This is a genomic window from Streptomyces sp. UNOB3_S3, from assembly GCF_020740895.1.
GTDB lineage: Bacteria > Actinomycetota > Actinomycetes > Streptomycetales > Streptomycetaceae > Streptomyces.
In genome coordinates, this window is sequence record NZ_JAILXP010000003.1 from 37,854 (window position 1) to 60,359 (window position 22,506).

The following is a 22,506-nucleotide window of genomic DNA, read 5'->3' on the forward strand; positions in this document are numbered from 1 at the left end:
CGGCTACGCCCCGACCGGCACCGGGGCCGGCTGCCCGAACGGACGGCCGTCCAAGGTCCAGTGCGGGTCGACGGTGCGGCCGAGCGAGGCGTGGACCTGGGCGGCGACGTCCGGGTGGCGGACGGGCCCGACGGGCGTGCCCGGCGGGAACAGGGGGCCGCAGCCCGCGAGCCAGGCCGTGCGCTCCTCGGGGGAGTCGCCCCCGTAGCCGCCCGCGTCGACATGGCCGTGGTCGCCGCCCCCTGGCCGGGTGCGCGTCGTACGCGGCACGATGCCCGGCATGGACCTTCCCGAACTCGCAGTGCGTCTCAAGCCGTGGCGCCCCCGGCCTCGGCCGGCCGAGGCAGGCCCACTCGTCGGGGGCACGGGAACCGGACTGCGGCGGGACGCCGTGGGCGGGGCCGATGTGCTGTTCCAGAGCGTGACGGCCATGGCGCCCGCCGCGGCCGTGGTGGCCTCGATCCCGGGCGGGGCCCCCTTCGCCGGGGGCAGCCTGCCGCTGTCCGTCCTCCTCGCCCTCACCGCGTCGCTGCTCACGGCCTCCTGCCTGGGCGAACTGGCCCGGCACCTGCCGGCGGCCGGCTCGGTGGCGACCTACGCCGCCCGGGGCCTGCATCCCGCGGCCGGCTTCCTGGTGGCCTGGGGGTACGTCTTCGCCGAGGCGCTCGTACCACCGCTGGTGCTGCTCCAGCTCGGCTTCACCGTGGCGGGCACGCTGCACCGCCAGTGGGCCGCGTACCCGGCGGGCCTGTGGTGGCCGTGGGTCCTGGCCGGCGCCGCGGCCGTCGCCGCCGCCGGGTACCGGGGCATCCGGGCCTCCGCGCGGCTCGGCACCGTTCTCGGCGCCTTCGAGATCGCCGTCCTCGTCGTGTTCGCGGTGCTGTTGATCGTCCGGGCGGGGAAGGACAACACTCTGTCCGTCTTCACCCCTTCGCACACCGCCCCCGGCGAGTCCGCCGTCGGAGGAGTGCTCGCCGGTTCGGTCTACTGTCTGCTCGCCTTCGCGGGCTTCGAGGCCGCCGCCCCACTGGCGGAGGAGGCCCGCCGGTCCCGGCGAACGGTACGGCGGGCCGTGGTGGGCGCGGCCCTGGGTGTGGGTGCCCTCTACGTCCTGACCACCTACGCCATGACCGTCTTCCACGGGCCCGGACGGTTCGCGGGCTTCGCCGCGAACGGCGACGCGTCCTGGGACGGGGTGGCCCGCGGGGCCTTCGGCCTGATGTGGGTGCCCGTGTTCCTGGCGGTCGTCAACTCCTGTGTCGCCAACGCCAACGCGGGCGCCAGCGCGGCGACGCGCACGGCCTACGCGTTCGGCCGTGCCGGACTCTTCCCGCGGCCCCTGGCCGCCGTCCACGCCCGGCACCGTTCCCCGGTGACGGCCCTGGCGGCACAGACCGTCGTGACCGTCGTGGTGGCCCTGGCGCTGGGCTTCGTGTACGGCCCCGTCACGGCCTTCTACCTGATCGCCACGGGGGTCGTCATCGTGGTGGTCGTCGTGTATATCGCGGCCGACCTGGCCTGCGCGGGGTACTTCCTGCGGAATCCAGGACTCCGTCCGGTACGGCACCTCCTCGTGCCCGCCCTGGCGAGCGCCGTCCTCGTCCCGGCCCTGTTCACCGCCGCCGGGTTGCCGGTGTTCTCCTTCGTCACCCCACTCGAGCCACCGGTTTCGTACGCGGGCGCGGCCGTGGGCGCGTGGCTGCTGCTGGGGACGGGCGTGCTGCTGGTGCTGCGACGGCGGTACCCGGAGCGGCTGAGCGGATCAGCCTTTGAGGGCGTAGAAATGGATCGGTGAGTTCGGCTTGAACCCGATACGCGGGTACACCGGAGCCCCGGCGGCGGTCGCGTGGAGGACGGCGCGGGTCAGCCCGGTGGCCCGGGCACCCTCGTACAGCGCCTTGCGCGTGACCGCCTCGCCGTAGCCCTTGCGCTGCCACCGCGGGTCCGTGGCGACGAGCGCGACGAAGAGGCGGCCTTCCGCCTCGATCGCGCCGGCGCACGCCACGGGGACGTCACCTCGCATGCCCAGGTAGGCGAACACCTCGTTCTTCCAGAGCGTGGATCCGGCGAGCCCGTCCCGGCCTTCGTCCAGAGTGAACGCGTAGGCACGCGAGTTGAGATCCGCGTAGGCCCGCAGCTGGTCGTCGGTCGTCACCCGCACGAACCTCAGGTCGGGGTGGGCCGGCTCGGGAATGGGGAGCAGGTCTCCGGCCATGCCCGTGGCGGGGAAGGCGTACTGAAGTCCCGCCTCGTCCGCCGCCGCCCCTAGCGCGGCACGAGCCTCCTCACCGAGAAGGTCTTCGAAGAGCCACAGGAAGCCGGGGCGCGTCTTCGAGCGCATGATGTCCGCCGCCTCGCCCAGCCGTTGCCCGACGAGCTCCGCTCCCGCGCCCACGTCGGTCAGGGTGACGCAGTTCCAGAACGAGAACCGGCAGTCGGCCCAGCGGACGGCGATGCCCGGCAGGTCGCGCACATCCGCACGCGTGTCGCGGTCGAGCACCATGGCGCGCCAGACCGTGGCGAGTTGTTCCACCGATTCGACGGACTCCACGAGATCGTTCATCTCAATACCCCCAGGACTCGATGAGCGTGCGGCAATAAACATGAAGAGGCAGTGCGTCCGGCTAGCGTCCGCGAGGGCGCCGGGACTTGCGGCGGGCCTCCTCCTCGTGGAAGAGGTCGGCCAGCCGCTGGGTGTGCTCGTCGAGCACGATGGGGGAGTCCTCGTCGTCGGTGTCGGCGCCCTGCGCGCGGAGCCGCTGGTCCTGCACCTTCACCGGGGGTGTGGAGTCCAGGTCGGAGGGGCGCGGGCCCTCCGGGCCGTCCGGGCCGATCCGCACCAGGCGCTCCATGCGCACGACCCTGAAGCGCAGGGAGAGGACGTCCAGCTCGTCGCACCGCTCCTCGTCCAGCCGGTCCGCCGCGGCCGTGTAGGGGGCGCGTTCCCCGGGGGCGAGGTCCCGCTGCCAGGGGAGGATGACGCGGAGCTTCATGGCCAGGGAGTCCCGTGCGCCCTGCGGGGTGGTCGACGTGCCCGCGGAGTCCGGCCGCCAGCGTCCGTCCGCGCACTCCGCCGTGCCGAAGACGGCGGGCAGCAGCACCCCTCCCGGGTGGGTCTCGGTGGCGCGCACGGAGTCGTCGCGGACGGCCCCGGGTACCGTGCCCTCCTTCCGCACGAGGGAGAGCAGCTCCATCTTGAGGATGCCCTCCGACATGCCGGTCGCGGTGAACGGGTCGATGACGAACCCGTCCGCCGGGTCCGGGGCCCGGTGGGAGTCGCCCGGTTCCATGGGGTCCGGGTCGGTGGGCCGGGGCGGCTCGGGGCCCTGCGGCCCGCCGCGGAGGAAACGCTCCGCCCGCACCACCCGGTAGCGGACGCCCCGCACGGTCAGCTCGTCGACCGCCTCCCAGTCCATGCGCTCCGCCGCGGTCATATACGCGTCGTGGCCGGCCGGGTCGCCGGCCTCCCGGGCCGTTCGCGCCGCCAGCCGGAACACCGAGCCCATGGAGTCCCGGGCCTCCTGCGGCTCCAGGCACGACAGCGAGGAGACCAGCTCCCAGCCGCCCTCCATCCGTTCCCTCGCCACACCGAAGACGGGGTGCCCGTCCAGGAGGATGTCCGGATACGCCTCCCTGGCCCGCCAGGCCTCGACGTCCGCGAGCGACGCGACGGGCTCCTCCGGAACCGTGATCCGGATCTTGCGGTACGCGGGGACGTTCTCCCCGTCCAGCTCTGCCATGCTCTCCAGGGTGCCGTGAGCGTGATGGGCCGCGCAGCCGAAACGGTCACTCCAGCAACAGTGGACACGCGAGCGAACGCGGGAAGCGCGGTGGCCCCGCAGCCCAGGTGTGACAGACTGTGATCGTTTCTGCTTGAAACGCGTAAACAAGCGCACTGAACATATGGAGCACAACATGGCCAAGGTCCGGCTGCACACCAACCACGGTGACATCGTTCTGGAGCTCAACGAGGAGAAGGCGCCCAAGACCGTCGAGAACTTCCTCGCCTACGTCGACGCCGGCCACTACGACGGCACGGTCTTCCACCGCGTCATCCCCGGCTTCATGGTCCAGGGCGGCGGCTTCGCCCCCGGCATGGACCAGAAGCCGACGAAGGCGCCCATCAAGAACGAGGCGAACAACGGCCTGAAGAACATGGCGTACACCGTGGCCATGGCCCGTACGAACGACCCGCACTCGGCCACCGCGCAGTTCTTCATCAACGTCAACGACAACGACTTCCTCAACTTCACGTCGGAGTCCCCGAACGGCTGGGGCTACGCCGTTTTCGGCCAGGTCGTCGAGGGCCAGGACGTCGTCGACAAGATCAAGAGCGTTCAGACCGGCACCCGCGGCTTCCACCAGGACGTCCCGAAGGACGACGTGCTCATCGAGACCGCCAAGCGCGAGGCCTGAGAACCACGCGCCCGGCACCGGTTCCCCCGGGGAACCGGAGACGGCGGCTCCTGATTTCTTCATGTCCGCGACACCTCGCGGTCGGCTGAGCGACTTCCCGCGATGTTGATCTTTCTGACCGGCGCAGTAGGTCACCGGAAGGAAACAGGATCGTGTTCGTCAGGAAGTCTCACGTCGCCGCTTTCGCGGCGCTCGCCGCCGTCGCACTGCCGGCCGGGGCACTCGGCACCGCCACCACGGCGGACGCCGCCTCGGGCCGGGGCGTGCCCGGCTACCAGACGTGGCAGAGCGATGTGAACAAGGCGATAGCCCCCGCGATCCCGTGGCTGCGGGACCGCGTCGCCAAGGGCGGCGGCAACCCGGCCATCGTGCTGGACATCGACAACACCGCGCTGGAGACCTACTACCACGAGGGACAGGCCAACAAGCCGGTGCTCAAGGTGGCCCAGTGGGCGCACGAGCACAACGTCTCCGTGCTGTTCGTCACCGCCCGCACCTCCTCGTCGTCCGCCCGGCAGCAGCTGGTGGACGCCGGCTACCCGGTGGACGCCGTCTGCACGCGCGAGCACGGCGAGGAGAAGGGCGAGGGCAAGGAGCGCTGCCGGGAGGAACTCACCCGGGACGGTTACACGATCACCGCCAACATCGGCAACCGGCCCACCGACTTCGAGGGCGGCTCCTACGAGAAGGGCTTCAAGCTGCCCGACTACGGCGGCCGACTCTCCTGACCCCGCCGCGCCCTTCGCCGCCGGAACCCGGCGGCGAAGGCCGGGCGCGGGTTGGCTTGTTCACATGGTGTGAGCACTCCATGGCGCTACGCAATCTGACGTAGCTTCCCCTCTTCGCATGCGTGATCTGCCGCGGGAATGGTTCGCTGCGAGCACGCATTCCCGAAGAGAGGGGCAAACAGGGCATGGTTGCTCGTCCCCCGGCACCCGGAGTGTTCGTCACCGAGCGTACGAGCGGAGTCCGCACGATCACCGGGGTGGGTACGTCCACCCCCGCGTTCCTCGGCTACACGGTGGGGGGCCCGGAGGCGCCCACACCACCCACACTGATCCGCAGCTGGTCCGAGTTCGTGGACACCTTCCACTTCCGCTCCCCGTTGGGACGGAAGGAGATCGAACGGGCGCTGGACGGCATGCCGGAAGCCGTCGAGGAGGCGATCGCGACCCTCGGGGCCGAAGAAGACGCGCTCCGGCACCTGGCCACCACCGGAGCCGAACCGGTCGCCACCACGGAGGAGTTCGACAAGCTCGTCGCCGTGCGGACGGCCGACTGGGCGGGCGAGCCCGTCGGCGACGCGGACAGGCGGGAAGCCGAAGCCGTGGCCCTGAAGGTGTCGACGGCCTTTCCCGAGGACTACGCCCAGTGGATCGCGGCGGGCGACCACCTGGCGTCCCTCTGCCGCCGCCGGGACGAACTGGTCTTCCTGGAGAAGGTCTTCGAGCAGGCCGATACCGTCTGCCTCCACGAAGCCGTCTACGGATTCTTTGCCAACGGAGGAAGCTCCTGCTACATCCTCCGCCTCGACCCCACCAAGGACCTCGCGAGCGAAGTCGACGGCAACCCCGACAAACGCACCGGACTGGCCGGGCTGAAGTCCGTCCCCGACGTGAACATGGTCGCGGTACCCGACCTGTGGCACAAGGAAACGCCGCCCGAGACCGCCGCGGCGATCATCGGCAAAGTGATCGGCCACTGCGTCACCATGCGTAACCGGCTCACCCTCTGCGAGCCGCCCCCGGACACCGCGCCCGACGCCGTATCGCAGTTCCTCACCCGGCTGGCGGGCCCGGACTCGGACGACGCGGCGTTCACGGCGTTGTACTACCCGTGGGTGGAGGTTGCGGGTGTGGACGGGGTGCGGCGTACGGTCCCGCCGTCGGGTCATCTGGCCGGTGTGTGGGCGCGTACGGACGCCGAGCGCGGGGTGTTCAAGGCCCCCGCCAACCAGAACCTCCGCGGTGTGATCTCCCTGCCCACCCTGCTCACCGACCGGCGTCACGGCGAACTCAACGACAAGGGCGTCAACTGCCTGCGGACCTTCCCCGACCGGGGGCTGCTCGTTTGGGGTGCGCGGACCCGGTCCGGCAGCCGGGACTGGCGGTATCTCAACGTACGCCGTCTGGTGTCGTTCCTGTCGGACTCGATCCGGCAGTCGACGACGTGGGCGGTGTTCGAGCCCAATGACGACCGGTTGTGGGCGACGCTGGGCCATTCGGTGGGGAGTTTCCTGACGGATCAGTGGCGGCAGGGCGCGTTGCTGGGGCGGACGCCGGACGAGGCGTTCTATGTGATCTGCGACCGGACGAACAACACGTCCGCCACGATCGACGCGGGCAAGGTGATCTGCGACATCGGCGTCGCACCGGTGCGTCCGGCCGAGTTCGTCCACTTCACCATCACCCAGATCGCCGGACAGCCCGGCGCCACCACCTGAACGCGGGGAGGCACACGCACGTGTTGACCGGTGACACCTTCAGCAGCAACACCTTCGCCATCGAACTGGGCAAGTTCCAGGTCGAGACCGTCCAGGACGTCTCCGGGCTGACCCTGGAACAGGACGTCGTCGAGACCCGCCAGGTGTCCGCCACCGGCGAGCTCATCGTGCGCAAACAGCCGGGAGCCCGGAAGACCGGCGAGATCACGATCACCCGGGGCATGGACAAGAGCACCGCGTTCACCGACTGGATCAAGACCACCCTGGTCAACGCCGACCTCGACAGCGCCCGGCAGAACATCACCATCGCCCTCAAGGACGCCCAGAAGCGGACAGTCCGCCGCATCCACCTCACCAACGCCTGGGCCTCGCGCTGGGAAGGCCCCCAGCTCGGGGCGGCCAACTCCGGGACCGCCACGGAACAGGTCACCATCACCTACGAGGACATCACCGTCGAATAGCCGGGAGGACCAGCAGTGATGGCGAACAGGCCCCCAGGCGTCCACGTCACCGAGAAGTCCAGCGGCGTCCGCATGATCGTGGGAGTGGGCACCTCCACCCCGGCCTTCCTCGGCTACACCGCACTGCCCGGCGTGACGCCCCCGGAACGGACGACCCCGCCCTTCACCGCCGACGAGCGCAAGATCCCCCAGCCCATCCGGGGATGGCAGGAATTCGTCGACCGCTACAGCATCAAGGAGCTGAGCGACGAACTGGCCGCCCTCCTGAAGAAACAGAAGGACGACCCGCCCCTGCCCGCCGGGGACCACAGGAAGATCCAGGTGCTCCAGCGCTGCCTCACCCTGGCCGAGGCGGTGTACGGGTTCTTCGCCAACGGCGGTACGACCTGCTACATCGTCGGCTTCCTGGACCCCGCCACCCCGGTGACCGGGTCCACCCTCGCCGGGGACGCGGAGGCGCGCACGGGCCTGGGCGGACTGGAGACCGTGCCGGACGTCACCATGGTCGCCGTCCCCAGCCTCTGGGACATGACCGTCGCCGCCACCGACACCGAGACCCCGCCGGCGCCGGATCTGCCGACCGGCAAGGGCCTGCTCGACAAGGTCCTCGCCCACTGCGTCCAGCTGCGCAACCGGCTCGCGGTCGTCGACGCGCCCCCCGGCCAACTCGTCGAACCGCTCAAGAGCTTCGTCGGCACCCTCGCCACCCCCGACTCGGACGACGCGGCGTTCACGGCGTTGTACTACCCGTGGGTGGAGGTTCCGGGTGTGGACGGGGTGCGGCGCACGGTGCCGCCGTCGGGTCATCTGGCCGGTGTGTGGGCGCGTACGGACGCCGAGCGCGGGGTGTTCAAGGCCCCCGCAAACCAGAACCTCCGCGGCGTCCTCGGCATCCCCACCCTCCTGACCGACGACCAGAACGGCGAGCTCAACGACAAGGGCGTCAACTGCCTCCGCGTCTTCCCCGGCCGGGGGCTGCTCGTATGGGGCGCGCGGACCCGGTCCGGCAGCCGGGACTGGCGGTACCTCAACGTACGCCGTCTCGTCTCCTTCCTCTCCGATTCCATCCGGCAGTCGACGACGTGGGCGGTGTTCGAGCCCAATGACGACCGGTTGTGGGCGACGCTGGGCCATTCGGTCGTGAGCTTCCTGACGGACCAGTGGCGGCAGGGCGCGTTGCTGGGGCGGACGCCGGACGAGGCGTTCTATGTGATCTGCGACCGGACGAACAACACGTCCGCCACGATCGACGAGGGCAAGGTGATCTGCGACATCGGCGTCGCACCGGTGCGCCCCGCCGAGTTCGTCCACTTCACCATCACCCAGATCGCCGGACAGCCCGGTGCGAGCGGCTGAGGGCGTCGTCGATGCAGAAGATCGTGGCCAGGCAGGGCGACACCGTCACCCTGGCCCTGACACTCCCTGCGGTTCTCGTCCCGCCGTCCCCGGTCCTCCCGATTCCCGAAGGCACGGCGGGCTTCCGGATCGAAGGGTTCCCCGCCTGCGTACCGGACGACATCGAGTCCATGGTCATTTCCGTCGGCTACGCGGTACCACCCGCCCTGCCCCAGGCGGGAACAGGCAGCGTCCAGCTGAAGGTTCCCGCCCAGGACCGGGCCAAGTACGCCAGGACCGGCCATGGCGCGATCGAAGTCGTCGTCGACGGCGGCCCACTCGAGCTGACCCTCACCGTGGACGCCCCGGCGAGCCATCCCTCCGGCGCCAGTGACACTCAGGGGAACAAGTACCCCGGAACGGCGACCCTCGCCTGCCCCCGTACCCGCCCCGTGACAGCCGGATAGTCCCGCCCTACCCGTCCGTTCTACCCGTCCGTGTGAGAGGCGATGGTGTCCTCGATGCGCGGGGACCGCCGGACGTGCTCGACCCCGATCCGGCTGTAACGGCCGGTGGCCCGGCTCCAGTCGTAGTTCCCGCGCATGCAGGCCCGGTTCGCGTCCAGGAAACGGTGGGTGCCCTCACGCTGCCGCGGGGACAGCCCCAGGGCGGCGCACAGCTCGTGCACCCGGGCGGAGAGCCGCTGGAAGCGGTCGATCCGTCGGTGGATCATGTCCCGTAACAGGCCGACGGCCTCCTCCTGCGAGCAACCGCGCTCGCGGCGGAGGAGCAGGACCGCGTTGTCCGCCTCCCCGTTGGCCATGTCCTTCTCCAGGGAGTGGAGGTCGTTGGTCAGTATCACCACCTCTGCGGTGATCTCGCGGATCTCCCGCACGAGAGTGCTCTCGTGGACTTCCGGGGGAGCTTCGAAACCCCCGCAGCGTTCGGCGGTGTCCAGCACGCCCTCCACGCCGATCGCCAGCCGCCGTAACGCCATGTACCGGTTCATGTCCAGGACGAGGCCGGCCTTGCGGTTGACCGCCTCGGTGACATAGGTGAGGAAGTACTGCTCCCAATGGCGGGCGGCGCGCTCCCGCCAGGCCGTCGACATGCCCTGCCGCAGCCGCTCCCAGTGGTCCAGCCACAGGCGGGCGAGCGGGAAGGTGGGCTTGACCGACGGCGAGTCGGGGTTCTGCCGGGCGAGCGCGGCCATCTCCCGGCAGAGCGCGTAGGCGGCCAGGGGATCCCTGCCCAGGTGGCTGTCGAAGAGGTCGTCGAAGAAGAAATAGAAGGTCTGCCCTTGGATGCCCAGCTCCAGGTCGTCCCCGAACGCGTCGGGGTGGAAACGGCCGGCGAGCTCCGCCACCGCCCAGGTCAGATAGCGTTCGGCATTGGGCGCGCTGGTGACGAACCCCTCCGCCCTCAGCCACTTCATATGGCGGGCGTTCGCGGCCTCGACATCCGGACTGATCCGCACCTCGAAGGGAATGTCCAACGGAACATTCTGCGGCATGCCTGATCCCCCTCCTCGCTGGATTCCGGGGCGTCCGCCCGCCGATGCGGCGTACGCCCCCGTGGAGATCCAACGATCACCAGGCCGGGCCGCACGTGACAAGTCTTCAGGTCCGTCGGCTCAACCTGTGGTATGGGGCCTGATCAGGGCCGCCCGAGGAGCCCGCACGCGGCCGTCAGCCCGGGGGGCCCGCCACTTCCGTGGCCCAGACGAAGTCGTAGCGCATCTGCCGCCCACCCACCACCGTGCCCTCGTCGCGGTTGCGCATGTTCACCGTGAAGGACGCCTTCGGCAGGAGCAGCACCTCCTGTTCGTCCGGTTCCCTGGAGAAGTAGGCGATGTCCCTGCCGCTGTGCCCGGTCAGCTCCAGGCAGTACAGCACCCGGCGGCCCCCGGCGGGCGGGTGCTGGAGGGGCAGGAACTTCTCCGCCTCCGCGCGGCTGCGGCTGGTGCTGGTGAAGCCGCTGAACGACATGCGCTGCCGGGGCACCAGCTCCCAGCCCGCCCGGTACACCACCCCCGTGACCGGCGGCAGCCTGTCCAGCGCCTCCTGGAGCATGTCGGCGTGCGACTTGGCCTCCGCCCGCAGCGTGCCCGCGAGGCCGTGCATCCGCCCCCGGACGGCCTCCAGCCGCACCGCGCGCTCCACGTCGGACAGCCCCGGCGCCCGGTAGGCGTCGATCAACCGCTGAAGCTCCGCGTCCCGCCAGGTGGCGTAGGGCACCTCGACCGCCTGGCCCTGGACCAGCAGGGAGATCATCTCGTCGACCAGCCGGTGCACGCCCGTCGCCCCCAGGGCGCCGGGAGCGGACAGGACACGGTTGACGAGCTGGTGGTTGCTCCCGGTGTACTGCGCCAGTGCCAGCAGATACGGAAGGCGGAGCTCGGTCCCCAGCCGGGACCGCTCCGCGTCCGCCTCCGGCCCCGACAGGCCCTGCCCGGCCAGCCAGCCGGTCAGATCCGCACCCGGGTGCGGCCGGAGGAGGGCCCGGCGCTTGCGGCGCGCCCCGGCCACCGTACGGTCGTCCACGGTGACCATGCCCCCGTCCCCGGGTGCGGCGAGCGCCTTCTCCTCGTACACGGCCGCGTACGGCAACTCGGGCAGCGCGGCCGTCGGCAGGGTGCTCCTGACGAACGCGTCGAAGTCCCGGTACATCCGGGCGACGTCCTTCGACGAGGCCGTCAGGCCCGCGAGCGCGGGCAGGCCCGCGGCCTTGGCGCCCCGCAGGATCTCGTACAGCGAGTGGTCACGCCCGGTCAGCATCCACGCGGCGACGGCGAGGAAGAACCCGCGCTCCGACAGCTCCGACGCCTTCCCGCCCCCCGCGCCACCGCCCGGCACGGCCCGCAGCCAGTGGAAGGCGCTGAGCATCCGGGTGGTCGTCCCCGAGATCCCCGCCACCAGGGGCGCGCCACGCCCGTGGTGCTTGCGGTACCAGTTGTCGTCCGGGCTCATGGCGAAGACCGCCTGCCCCGGGGCCCAGGGCAGGGGGAACTCCGGCCCCTCCTCGCCCGGCCCGGTCATCGCGGCCCAGAGCTCCTCGGGAGTGACCGGGTGCCGCAGGGGAGCGAGGTCGTCGTCGAGGCCCTCGACGGACAGGCCGGTGGTGCTGCGGCGGGCGTGGGCGGTCTCGGCCTCGCTCAGCGGTACGCCCAGGTCGCGGTAGTCGCGCAGGGTGCGCTTGCCGGGGCCGGTCGAGGGGTCCGGGCGCTCCGTGCGCCGGCGCTGGCTGCGGCCCATCGACAGGGTCGTGCCGGGGCCCTGCTGGACGGTGAGGTTCCCCAGGGCGAAGACGTCGTCGGCGAACTGCTGCCCCAACTGGCGCGGGAGGCGGCTGAGGAGGCCGCGCGCGGTGCCGCTCAGATAGGCGCGCTGGGCGTCGAGGGCCTCGGTGTCCAGGCCGAGTTCACGGGCCAGCCGCCGGTCCCCGCCGAGGACGACGCGGTGCAGCAGGGTCTTGAACGACACTTCGCGCTCGTCGGGGAACGGGTGGGGCTGGGGGCCGTGCTTGTAGTAGGCGGCGTTGTAGAAGGCGGTGACGAGTTCACGGACGGTGGCGGACGAGCCCGGGGCGGTCCACTGGAGGAGCCGTTCCCCGGCCTCGCCCTCGGTGCCCACCTGCCCCGCGCTCTGCGGGTCGTCCTTCAGGAACGCGCCCGCTGCCGCGTCCGGAGCGAAACCCCGGCTCAGCACTTCGTGGAGCCGGAGCACGGCGGTCCGGGCGGCGCGGCCCACCTCCGGCGCGGCGGCCAGCGCCGCACCGAGCCGCTGTTCGTACAGCTCGGCCGCCTGGTGCCAGCCCGGCGCGGCCAGCGCCCGGCGGTGGCCGAACGGCGCCCCGGCGGCGCGCTGCCCGGCGGGGCCGGCCAGGGCGTGGGCGACGGCGGCGTTGCCGGCCTCCTGCTGGAGGTTCCGCAGCCGTTCCGCCAGGGTCGCGGCGGTGTCCGGCACCGGCTCGGCGGGTGCCGGGGCGGGCGCCTGCGCGCGCGTGGCGGCGGCCGGCGCGTGCGGCGGGCCGGGGCTCACGGTCGTACCTCCTGGGGGAAGGCGGACTCGTCCATGTAGCGGCCGAGCTTGGCGTACTCCTCGCGGACGGCCGCCAGCAGGTCCGCCAGGGCCACGGGCCGGTCGTCGTCGGCGGCGCGGTAGGCGGCGGTGACGGCACAGCAGCGGATGGCACCACCGGACAGGTCGAAGGCCGAGGCGAGCGCCGCGAGCCCGGCCCCGCCGACGTCACCGGCCCGGGGCACGGCCGGGCCCAGACAGCGTTCCCACAGGGCCCGGCGCAGGGTCTCGTCGGGGGCGGGGAAGTGGACGACGAGGTCGAGGCGGCGCAGGAACGCCGGATCGATGTTGGCGTGCATATTGGTGGTCAGCAGGGCCAGGCCGTCGAAGGACTCCAGGCGCTGGAGCAGATAGGAGGTGCCGGTGTTGGCGTAGCGGTCGTGGGCGTCCTGGGCGGGTGTGCGCTTGCCGAAGACGGCGTCGGCCTCGTCGAAGAGGAGGACGGCCTCGTCCGCGTCGGCGGCCGTGAAGATCCGCTCCAGGTGTTTCTCGGTCTCCCCGATGTACTTGTCGACGACGGTGGCGAGGTCGACGACGTGGAGGTCGAGGCCGAGTTCGGCGGCCACGACCTCGGCGGCCAGGGTCTTGCCGGTCCCGGACCCGCCGCTGAACAGGGCGCCGACGCCGCGTCCGCGCCCGCCGCCCGGCCGCATCCGCCACTGGCCCAGGACGCGGTCGCGGTGGCGGACGCGCCGGACGAGGTCGCGCAGCTGCTCGTGGGGCCGTTCGGGCAGCACGAGGTCGTCCCAGGTGACGGCGGGGCGTACGGGCCGGGCGAGCCGGCCGAGCGCGCCGCCGCTCCAGGACCGGGCCGCTTCCCGGACGGCGGCGGCGTCCACGGGCACGCCCCGCGCGGCGGCCTGCCGGCGGGCGGCGGTCGCCACGGCATGGATCCGGGCGGGGCCCGCCCGGTGGCGGGCGCCGGCCGTCACGGCGTCGTCGCCCGCCGCCCCGTCGTCCGTGGCGTGGTCGCCTGCCGTCGGGTCCGGTGCCCAGGGGGTGGGGGAGGAGAGCTCGTGCCGCCACAGCGCGGCGCGTTCGGCGCGCGTCAGCGGCGGGCAGTCGGCCAGAACGGGTGGGGTGCGCGTCCAGCGGGCGTCCCACGGCCGGTTTCCGGTGAGCACCAGGGGGACGGGCGCGTCGGCGAGAGGGGCGAGCAGGGCACGGGTCCACCGGTCGTCGGGGGAGCCGAGCGGGCCGATGACCAGACCGTGGCCGCGCAGCCGGGCTTCGAGCAGCGCGGCCCGGACGGCATCGGCCGGGGGCGCCGCGTGGTCGGCGTCGTCGAGCGCCAGTTGGAGCCCCTGGCGCCCCGACGCGGCCAGGGCCGCGTGGGCGATGGCGGTGGCGGTGCCGTCGGCGCTGTCGCGCAGATAGACGGGCCACGGGCGGGTGAGCAACCGGGTGACGTGCCGTACGGCCCCGGCCAGGGGACCGTCCCCCGGAGACGGCGGGGCGGGCGGCGGGGCGAGGAGGGGCCGGAGCGCGGCCGGCATGGTGTCGTCGCCCAGCAGATGCGCGGTGACACGGTCGGGGACGCGCAGGCCCCGCGTCGGATACGGGCGCGAGGTGTCGACGACCTCCAGCAGCCCGCCGGCGCGCAGCGGCGCGTCGGGGGAGAACAGCCGGCGGGCGGTGGCGGACACGGCCGGGACACCGCACAGCGTCAGCGCGAGGCCGATGGTGGCGTGCCGGCAGGTGACGTCGTCGTTGAGATAGCCGTAGCAGCGCTCGAACCGGGCGTCGACGTCGGGAGCGAGCGCGATCAGCAGGACCTGGGTGGCGAGTTCGTCCAGGCCGAAGCCCTCGGCGAGACGGCGCACGGGTGGCGGCGCCCCGGCGGCCGTCGCCGCGTCCTCCCGGGCACGCACCGAGGCGGCGAGGGCGTCCTCGAAGGACGCGGGCGGCAGGGGGCCGGTGGGCGCGTCGAGGAGGTGCGGGGCCATGTCGTCGGGGACGTAGAGCCCGTGCAACGGGTCGAAGGGCGTCTCCTCGAGTTCGGGGAGAACACCGTCGGTGGGATCCTCGCCCGTGCGCCAGGCGATGGCTCGTCGCACGGTGGCCTCGACGACCGCCAGCCGGGCCAGGAGCCAGTCCCCGGGGACGGGCACGGGCGCACGCGAGGGACGCGCCGTGGGCGCCGTCATCGTGTGTCTCCCGGCGTCGGCCCGGGCTTGATGTTCTCGTTGACGACCGGTGGCTTCGTCACCCAGTGGGTGTAGGACTCCGGGACGAACGACAACAGGGGAATGGTGACGGTCGCGTTGATGGTGGGGACGAGCGTGTGCCCGACCGCGCTCCACAGTTCGGTCAGGGCACGGTCCTCCGTCGGTGGGTGCCCCACGTCCAGCAGCGTCGTCAGCTCCATCTCCTCCAGCTCCGGGGGGAGCCGCACGGGCAGCTCCCGGTCGCGGGCGAAGCCCACGAGGAGGTCGCCGAGCATGTTGTGGGCGATGAGCGCGTCCGGCGCCCACGCGGCCACCAGGTACGACAGCCGGGCGTACCGGGGCGGGTCGAACTGCGCCTCCTTGAAGCGGATGGTCCCCAGGGGGCCCAGGGGCAGTCCCCCGTACCGGTGGACCGTGCCGGTCTGTCGCCGGTCCAGGTCCTCGCGGATGTCGTACAGGTAGACACCGACCGCCTCGGAGCCGGTTGTCTCGCCGAGCCCGGTCTCACGGCCCGGCGGCTGGAACGTGACCGGGAAACCGGGTGGCAGGCAGGTCATGTCCTGCTGGACGCGCGCCTTCAGCGCCTGGTCGACCAGCTGGATCATCGCCGTGCCTGCCGCAGGTCGAACGCCGCCGGGGTCGGGCCGACGAGGCCGAGCACCGTGGTGTCGGCCACGGACACGGCCGAGCCCTCGGTGTCGGCGAGGTACACCCGGGGCGTCGCGGGGCGTGGATCCGGCGCGCTTCCGGCGAGTGCCCGGCCGGCCGGCACGGAGAAGAGGGGGGTTCCGGTCGTGGTGTCGAGCATGAGGAACGCTCCGTTGTTCTCGCCGGTGACGAAGAGCAGGGCGCCGTCCGCCGACACCGACACCGATTCGGGCTTGACGATCAGCGGATGGCGCCATGTGGCGACGACCTCGGGCACCCCCCGCGCTCCGGACAGGGCGATGACCGTGATGGTGTCGTCCCCGTGGCCGGCGACGAAGGCCCGGGCACCGCCCGGGGCGCAGGCCACCCCCATGGGGTCCCGGCCCACGGCCAGCGAGGTCACCTCGTGGTCTCCCGCCAGCCGTACGCAGTGGACGGTTCCCGCGTCGCGGTCGCTGGCGCAGGCGTGGACGCCGTCGTCGGTGACGGCGACGTCCCACGGGCGGGAGGTTCCCGGGCTGCCGACCTGGATGGGGGTCACCCCGGAGGTGAGGACGGTGACCGTCCGGCTTGTGAAGTCGGCTATGTATGCCGTGCCGTCCCCGGCGGCGGCGATCGAGTAGGGCACGTCGTTCTTGTCGAGGGGCAGGGCCTTGGGCTGCCCCTGTACCGCCAGTCGCGTCGTGTCCAGGGTGAGTACGGCCAGGCACGCGTCGCGCGTGGGGGCGTCCTTGCGGCCCTGGTTGACGACGTACAGGGTGTGGTCGTCCCGGCAGGCGAGCCCGTTGGGCCTGTCGATGGGCGCGGCGGGCGACGTGGCGACGACGGTCATCGCGGGTTCGTTCTTCGCCAGTTCGGTGCCGTACACCGTGCCCAAGGGCGTGTCGTCGCTCATCCAGGCCTTCGAGACGGCCGCGTACAAATACTGTTCGTCGGGGGAGAGGGCGAGTCCGGGAGGGATCCGGATGTCGTTCTCGACCGTGATGGTCCGCCGGTATACCGCCGGCTTCGCGGAGATGTCGAAGACCTCCACCGTGGTCCTCTGCGCGGCGGCGTTGGAGACGTAGAGCGTGCGGCCGTCGGACGTCAGGGCGAGCCCGTAGGGGTTCCTCATGGCCGTGGGCGACTTGGCCACGGCCATGTGGAAGGTCCAGGCGTCGTTCACCGTCGCGCGCTGGAGGACGGATACCGTCCCGTTCTGGTAGTTGGCGACACACAGCCGGAGTTGATCGGCCGACAGGGCGAGCTCGTGCGGACCCGAGAGGTGTCCTGTCGCCGTGTCGATGGGGTCCAGCCGCTGCCACCGCTGCGGGCCGGTCCGGGACAGGACGGCGATCCTGCCGCCTGGCTGACCCTCCTGGGTACTGGCGAAGTCGGCGACGTACAAGGTCTTGCCGTCCCGGGACAGCGCGGCCCCGGTGGGCTGTCGGCAGTCCACGGTGTCGGCGTCGATCGTGTACCGGCCGCCCTTGGGATCGACGAGGGAGACCGTCGCCGTGCCGGAGTCGGCGGTCACCGCGTACCGTCCGTCGGGAGTGATGGCCACGCCGTACGGGCTCGCGCCGGGCGCCAGGGCGATGGGCGTCACCGTGACCGCGCCGTCGAAGGTGAGAGTGTCCCCGTGGGCGGGGGTGAGGACGAGGAGGGACGACGAGCCGGGGCCGGTCGCGCAGGCGAACGTCCGGTCGGCGGCGATCGCGACGTCCCACGGCTGGTGCGGCGCGCCGAGGGCGACGGGAGTGCCGGGCCGGAGCGTACCGAGATCGAGCACCGCCACCTTGTCCGAGACCGAGTCGGTGGCATAGGCCCACGTGCCGTCCGGTGCCACAGCGGTGTTCACCGGTTTCGAGCCCGTTCCCGTGGTGATCTGGGCTGTCTTGCGAGGAGCGGTGCGTACGGTGACGAGGTCTCCGGTGGCCTGGTCGCCGACGTACGCGAAGGCGCCCTCCGGGCCGTGGACCACCCCCGCCGGGACCGCGCCGACGGGTCCGTCCAGACGCGTGGGGGCCAGGGTGTCCACGCGGACGGCGGTCAGGGTGCCCGAGGTCTGGCCCACGACGAGCACCGAGGACCCGTCCGGGGCGAAGTCGACGGCGACCGGATGAGGGCCGGCCGGGACGGCCACCGGCGTCCCGATCCGTCCGGTGCCCGGGTGCACGGTGGCGACGGACACCGTCGCGGAGCCGTAGTTCGCCACGGAGAGCCGGTCGTCCCCGGGACCGAGCGCCAGTGCCCTGGGCTCGGCGCCCACGGGCACGGGCGCACCCACGACCCGGCCTCCCGCGTCGAGATCCAGCACCGTCACCCACCCGTCGGCCGTACCGTCGCCCCGGCTCGCGACGTACGCGAAGCGCCCGCTCTTCGCCACCGCGATCGCCCCGGTGGCCCCGGGCACGGGGACAGCGGCGGCCACGGACGGCGAGCCGGGTGCGCTCACGTCGACCACGGAGACCGTGGCATCCGTCCCGTTGACCACACAGACCCGTCCCGCCTGCCCGCCCGGGGCCGCCGCCAGCGCGCACGGACCGGCGCCCACCTTCCGTGGGGCGGGCGACAGCCCTTCCTTGTCGAACACCGTCACCTGGCCGCCCGCCCAGTCGGCCACGCAGACCTGGTCCCCGGTCAGCCCGGCGACCACGGCACACGGGTTGTTCCCGGCGTCGACGGAACGGAGCACCGGGAGGTCCGTGGACCCGAGGTCCACGACGGACAGCGTCCCGGAGTCGTGGTTCGCGGTGTAGGCGCGGGTGCCGTCCGCGCTGACGGCCACCGCGCGGGGGTTGCTCCCCACCGGCGCGGTGCGGACGTCAGGGGCGTCCGGCACGGCGAGGCCGGCCACGACCAGGGCGTCCGCACCCCAGTCCGGGGCGACCAGCCGGGGCACCGCCCCGGCCGGTGTCTCGTCGTTGCTGCCACTCACGAGGGCACCTCCGCGACGGTGACTCGGTGTTCGACGGAATAGACGGTCTCGCGCGGCCCGCAGTCGATCCGGTCGACGGGAGGCGACGCCTCACCGGTCACCGGATCCACCGGGACCATCTCCACCGTGGCGACCCTGCCCACCCCCGGCACGCCCTCCAGGACGCGGAACGCCTCGCCCACGTGGACCGGACGCCCCAGCGGCCACCCGGTCCCGTCCCGGCCGCCGCCGATGGGGCTGAAGTACCGGTAGAGGGCACGTTCGGCGGCGACGCGCAGCTCCGCGCGCTCATCGGCGGTGCGGTAGTCGGCGGGCACGACACGGGCGTCGAAGCGGATGCCGTGGTACACGGGCCGCACCAGCCACACCGGGACCCCCTCGGGCTGGCAGGCCCGCAGCGCCCGGCGCAGGGTGTCACAGGCGTCCCGGGTGGGCGTGAGCATGTGGTACGGGAACCAGCCGCGTTCGTCCGTGGTGACGAAGGGGACGACCATCAGCGTGACACCGGCCTGGGTGCTGCCACCGCTGGTGTCGGTGTAGCCGTTCCTGCCGTCGTGCGAGGCGGAGGTGTTGCGCACGCCGACGACGCGCTCGTCCGGTGTCCTGGGACGGCAGATCCTGCCCGGTTCGATGTCGTTGGCGGCCGCGCCGAGTGTCGTCCTGTACGTGCCGTGAGCCGTGATGAGGGCGTCCTTGGGCGGAATGGCACCGTGCTGCCCGGCCTCCGAGGAGCCCCCCGTCACCTTGGGGCCGAAGTGGACGTACCCCGTGCTGGCGTTGAGGACCACATGCTTGTCGTGCGGACCGGACTTCTCGAAGGACGTGACGGTCGTCCAGCCCTCCGCCGCCACACGGACCGCCGGGAGCGGCAGGCACACCGGGGCGTACAGCAGAGGGTGGGCCTGCCCCGCCTCGCCCGTGGAGGGGAACGGCCTTGTGCCCTGGTCGTGTTCCTCGTACTGCTCCGCGAGGACGCTCCCGGTGCTTCCCGAGTCGGCGTAGACCGTGTACGTCGTGGTGGGGGTGCCCTTGGGGTCGAGGATCTGGACGGTGATCCAGCACGAGGCATCCTCCGCCGGAAACCCGGATCCCAGTGCTGCCACGGCGTTCCGCGCCGTCGTGGCCAGTGCCCCGTGCTCGACGGCGGCCTGCCACCGTGCCGATCCGCCCAGGGGAACGGGGTGGGCGGAGACCTCGCCGCCACCCGCCACACCGATCCTCCGCGCCGGTGCCGAGGCGTACGCGAGCGGGGCGGACGTGTCCCACCACGGTGTCTCCTTCCTCGGCGCGAACACCGACACCGCGACGCGGTCCTGCGGCGACCGGTCGCCGTCCGCCGCCACCCAGAGCGTGAGATGGCGCGGATCGTGCGTCTTCCCGATCTCCACCAGGGCGAGGACCAGCCGGCCACCGTCCTGGAACGGCCCGGAGAACGTTCCGTCCGCCCGGTAGTCGCCCGCGGTGAACATGCCGACGGCCGTGGTGACCCCGGCGGTGAGCCGTAACGGCGCCGCGCCGGCGACATCCGGAGGGAGACGTTCGGCGTCCGCCCTGGTCGTGAAGACCGTCTTCCCGTCGGCCGTCGTGACCTGGAGCCCGGCGGGGATCCGCTCCGTGCCCGCCGCCAGGGTGAGGCTGATGTCCGTTTTCGCGGGTACCCACGGCAGATAGTTGCGGGCCGGATCGAGCGCGTCATGGGGGACGTCGCGGAGGTGGTGGATACGGCCCATGCCCGCCGACGCGGCCAGCGCGAGCTGCTCGTAGTCGCCGGGGACGACCGCCCGCTCCGGCAGCGGAGAACCCAGGGGCAGCCGTGTCGCGCAGGCCGCGGCGGTCTCGCCCTCCGTACCGCCGACGGCCGGCGCGGGGTTGGTCACCGAGGAGACGTACGGCAGGGGTGTCCGCAGCACCGTCAGGGTGCGGGCGGGCACATTGCCCCGGGCGCCGCCGCCGGTCAGATACCGGCGGATCCGTACGACCGCTCCCGCCGGCAGGGGCGCCCCGTGCCGGCGCGGCCCCCGGGCCCCGACCACCACGGGAGCGAAGACGGCCTCCCCGGTACGGGGATCCAGCGTGAAGTGCCGGTCGTCCGGCCCCGACCCCGCGAGGGAGGCCACATGCGTCCACTGGGTCACCCGGTCGTCGAGCACCGCTTCCACCACGAGGGGGTCGGTGCTGCGGGGGAGCGGTGGGTGGGCGAAGCGGAGCCGCTCGCCGGGAGCACCGGTGGCGGTCCCCAGCGTCTCGCTGCGCACCAGCCGCGCCTGGACGACCGGGACGGAGACGACGAGCACCGGCTGAAGGGCGAGATGCGTCAGCGGACTCTGCCCGGGAACGGTGCGGTAGCGGATCAGCCCGACGTCCCGCAGCCGCTGGAGGAAGAAACCGCCCTGGCCGTCCGGCCGCCGGAGCCTGAGCAGGAGTTGCGCGGGCGCGTGGGCGGGCGGCAGGTCGAGGGAGACCCGGCCCGGACGGTCGGAGGAGGTCACCGTGTCCGTGACCACCCGGCAACTGGTCCAGTGCGTACCCTGCCAGGCTTCCCAGCTGCCCGGGACCACCCCGTCGCCGAGCGGAGCCGGGCCCAGCCGGACGTCCAGCGTCACGCGCGTACTCGGCACCGGCACCGAGAGGACGGCCAAGGCGTAGGAAGAGCCTTGCGCGGGTGTGGTGATCACCCTTCCCGGGCCCGTGTTCGCCAGGACGTCCTCGGGCCGTGGGAAGTCGCCGAGGTAGGGAAGGTTGAGGTGGAAGGCGGGTCCGGGGAAGGCGGCCTCGCCGGGCGCCACGGTCACCGACGAGCCGAAAGCGGTCAGCGTCCCCTCCAGGGCGCCGTCGGCCACCCGCTCCTCCGCGAAGTCACCGGCCGCGACGAGGACGCACGGATTGAGCACCGCGTCCGTCAGCGTGGTGAAGACGACCGGATCCTCGTCGCCCACCGGCCGGGTCGCCACCTCCTGGCCGGCGGGCACCACCACCGGTTCCGGTGACGGCGCGGCGAGTTGCAGGACGGCCTCCGTCCGCGCGGGCGCGGCCCGGTACGGCCGCACGCCCAGCAGGCTCAGCACCTGGAGCCGGCGCTGGTCGGCGGCCAGATTGAGCCGGTCGCGCACGGCCATGACCATGTCGGCGCACGTCTCGATCAGCCCCTGGCCGGGGTCCGCCAGATCCTGCCCCGTCCACACACCCACCTTCCCGCGCACGCCGGCGACGGCGGCGGCGACGACCTCGTCGCGGGTGCGGCCGTCGTACTCGGGCGTCGGCAGACTCATTGGTGAGCGACCTCCCGTCAGGAGCCGGCGATGATGACGACGACCTTGAAGGACAGGTGCGCCGGGCAGTGGGCCCGCACCAGGCGCGTGAGCCGGCTCTCCAGTGCCCGCCGGTCCTGCCCGGCGGGGGCGGTCAGGGTGACGGTGAGCATGCGTCCGGCGCGGGGAGCGGGGTCGGAGTCGGTGAAGACGAGCCCCGGGTCGTCGACGACGAGCGTGTACTCCGGCGGCACCCAGCGCAGGATCTCCCGGGCCTCCAGCGACAGCCCGTACGGTGTCCCGCGGTACGCCGCGAGCCGGGCCGCGAGGTCGACGGCCTCGCGCCGCCGGACCTCGGGCCAGCCCGGCTCGACACGGGCCCCGGTGATCCGGACCAGCCAGTCGAGGAAGGCGGGAGGCGCGCGCCAGGGGTCGAGGACCGCGTCGAGGCCGTCGAGGCGTTCCTCGGCGGGCGCCATGACCTCACCGATCGCGGCCGCGAACGCCTGCGCGACGGTGTCACGGCCGTAGACGGCGGGCAGGGGCAGTGGACGGGTGGGGGAAGTCGGCACGGTCACGGTCCTCCTGAGGGCTCGTCGGGTTCGTGGTTCAGCCGTCCGCGGGGGCGATGTCGAGGCCGACGTCCCCGAGGAGGACCAGGCCGCCGTCGGACACCTCGACGGACGACACCTGCCGCCCGCTGTCGTCGGTGAGGGTCACGCCGGTCGTGCCCCGCAGCCGTGGCACCCTCTCCAGCACGGCGAAGACGTCGCCGGCGTGGACTCGCC

The 22,506-nt window shown here is 72.6% G+C and carries 17 protein-coding genes; 7 read left to right on the plus strand and 10 right to left on the minus strand.

The genetic code is table 11. The features are described from left to right. Window positions 1-3: 3 nt before the first annotated feature. On the minus strand, window positions 4-282 hold the full coding sequence (locus K6I33_RS00810) for a hypothetical protein (RefSeq protein ID WP_374282833.1): 279 nt from the start codon (window positions 280-282) through the stop codon (window positions 4-6). Here K6I33_RS00810 and K6I33_RS00815 point away from each other — a divergent pair. Then, complete coding sequence (locus tag K6I33_RS00815) at window positions 281-1,795, plus strand: APC family permease (protein WP_229347261.1); 1,515 nt, start codon at window positions 281-283, stop codon at window positions 1,793-1,795. The two genes, K6I33_RS00810 and K6I33_RS00815, sit on opposite strands and share 2 nt — an antisense overlap. Here K6I33_RS00815 and K6I33_RS00820 read toward each other — a convergent pair. Beyond that, window positions 1,763-2,563 carry a GNAT family N-acetyltransferase gene (locus K6I33_RS00820; protein WP_229347267.1) on the minus strand — a complete coding sequence of 267 codons (801 nt, stop codon included), beginning with the start codon at window positions 2,561-2,563 and terminating at the stop codon, window positions 1,763-1,765. The two genes, K6I33_RS00815 and K6I33_RS00820, sit on opposite strands and share 33 nt — an antisense overlap. 61 nt (window positions 2,564-2,624) lie before the next feature. Beyond that, window positions 2,625-3,740, minus strand: a complete 1,116-nt coding sequence (locus K6I33_RS00825; protein WP_229347275.1) for a DUF5954 family protein — start codon at window positions 3,738-3,740, stop codon at window positions 2,625-2,627. Window positions 3,741-3,915: 175 nt separating this feature from the next. Between K6I33_RS00825 and K6I33_RS00830 the strand changes: the two genes are divergently transcribed. The 6 genes from K6I33_RS00830 to K6I33_RS00855 all read left to right on the plus strand — a co-directional run bounded on the left by K6I33_RS00830 (window position 3,916) and on the right by K6I33_RS00855 (window position 9,122). Continuing rightward, window positions 3,916-4,416 carry a peptidylprolyl isomerase gene (locus K6I33_RS00830; protein ID WP_229347317.1) on the plus strand — a complete coding sequence of 167 codons (501 nt, stop codon included), beginning with the start codon at window positions 3,916-3,918 and terminating at the stop codon, window positions 4,414-4,416. A gap of 152 nt (window positions 4,417-4,568) precedes the next feature. Further along, window positions 4,569-5,144 carry an HAD family acid phosphatase gene (locus K6I33_RS00835; RefSeq protein WP_229347277.1) on the plus strand — a complete coding sequence of 192 codons (576 nt, stop codon included), beginning with the start codon at window positions 4,569-4,571 and terminating at the stop codon, window positions 5,142-5,144. A 185-nt stretch (window positions 5,145-5,329) separates the two neighbouring features. Beyond that, complete coding sequence (locus K6I33_RS00840; protein WP_229347285.1) at window positions 5,330-6,859, plus strand: phage tail sheath C-terminal domain-containing protein; 1,530 nt, start codon at window positions 5,330-5,332, stop codon at window positions 6,857-6,859. A gap of 20 nt (window positions 6,860-6,879) precedes the next feature. Continuing rightward, entirely contained in the window at window positions 6,880-7,320 is a 441-nt protein-coding gene (locus K6I33_RS00845; RefSeq protein WP_229347287.1) for a phage tail protein, read from the plus strand. An 18-nt stretch (window positions 7,321-7,338) separates the two neighbouring features. After that, the gene (locus tag K6I33_RS00850; protein ID WP_229347297.1) at window positions 7,339-8,676 is read left to right on the plus strand and encodes a phage tail sheath C-terminal domain-containing protein; all 1,338 of its coding nucleotides are present in this window, start codon (window positions 7,339-7,341) and stop codon (window positions 8,674-8,676) included. 11 nt (window positions 8,677-8,687) lie between these two features. After that, window positions 8,688-9,122, plus strand: a complete 435-nt coding sequence (locus tag K6I33_RS00855) for a hypothetical protein (protein WP_229347299.1) — start codon at window positions 8,688-8,690, stop codon at window positions 9,120-9,122. Between the two features lie 20 nt (window positions 9,123-9,142). Here the strand turns inward: K6I33_RS00855 and K6I33_RS00860 are convergent, their stop codons facing one another. The 7 genes from K6I33_RS00860 to K6I33_RS00890 form a co-directional block, all read right to left on the minus strand. After that, a complete protein-coding gene (locus tag K6I33_RS00860; RefSeq protein WP_229347301.1) occupies window positions 9,143-10,168 on the minus strand; it encodes a pentalenene synthase in 1,026 nt (341 codons plus the stop codon). Window positions 10,169-10,343: 175 nt separating this feature from the next. Further along, a complete protein-coding gene (locus K6I33_RS00865; protein WP_229347303.1) occupies window positions 10,344-12,695 on the minus strand; it encodes a hypothetical protein in 2,352 nt (783 codons plus the stop codon). After that, complete coding sequence (locus tag K6I33_RS00870; protein WP_229347305.1) at window positions 12,692-14,881, minus strand: ATP-binding protein; 2,190 nt, start codon at window positions 14,879-14,881, stop codon at window positions 12,692-12,694. The genes K6I33_RS00865 and K6I33_RS00870 overlap by 4 nt, the downstream gene beginning before the upstream one ends. Continuing rightward, window positions 14,878-15,507 (minus strand): DUF4255 domain-containing protein, encoded by a 630-nt coding sequence (locus tag K6I33_RS00875; RefSeq protein WP_229347307.1) that lies wholly within the window; start codon window positions 15,505-15,507, stop codon window positions 14,878-14,880. Before K6I33_RS00875 ends, K6I33_RS00870 begins: the two co-directional genes overlap by 4 nt. Then, complete coding sequence (locus K6I33_RS00880) at window positions 15,504-18,470, minus strand: beta-propeller fold lactonase family protein (protein WP_229347311.1); 2,967 nt, start codon at window positions 18,468-18,470, stop codon at window positions 15,504-15,506. Before K6I33_RS00880 ends, K6I33_RS00875 begins: the two co-directional genes overlap by 4 nt. Continuing rightward, window positions 18,467-21,739, minus strand: a complete 3,273-nt coding sequence (locus K6I33_RS00885) for a putative baseplate assembly protein (RefSeq protein ID WP_229347313.1) — start codon at window positions 21,737-21,739, stop codon at window positions 18,467-18,469. The genes K6I33_RS00880 and K6I33_RS00885 overlap by 4 nt, the downstream gene beginning before the upstream one ends. Before the next feature lie 17 nt (window positions 21,740-21,756). Next, window positions 21,757-22,290 (minus strand): phage tail protein, encoded by a 534-nt coding sequence (locus K6I33_RS00890; RefSeq protein ID WP_229347315.1) that lies wholly within the window; start codon window positions 22,288-22,290, stop codon window positions 21,757-21,759. Window positions 22,291-22,506 lie beyond the last annotated feature (216 nt).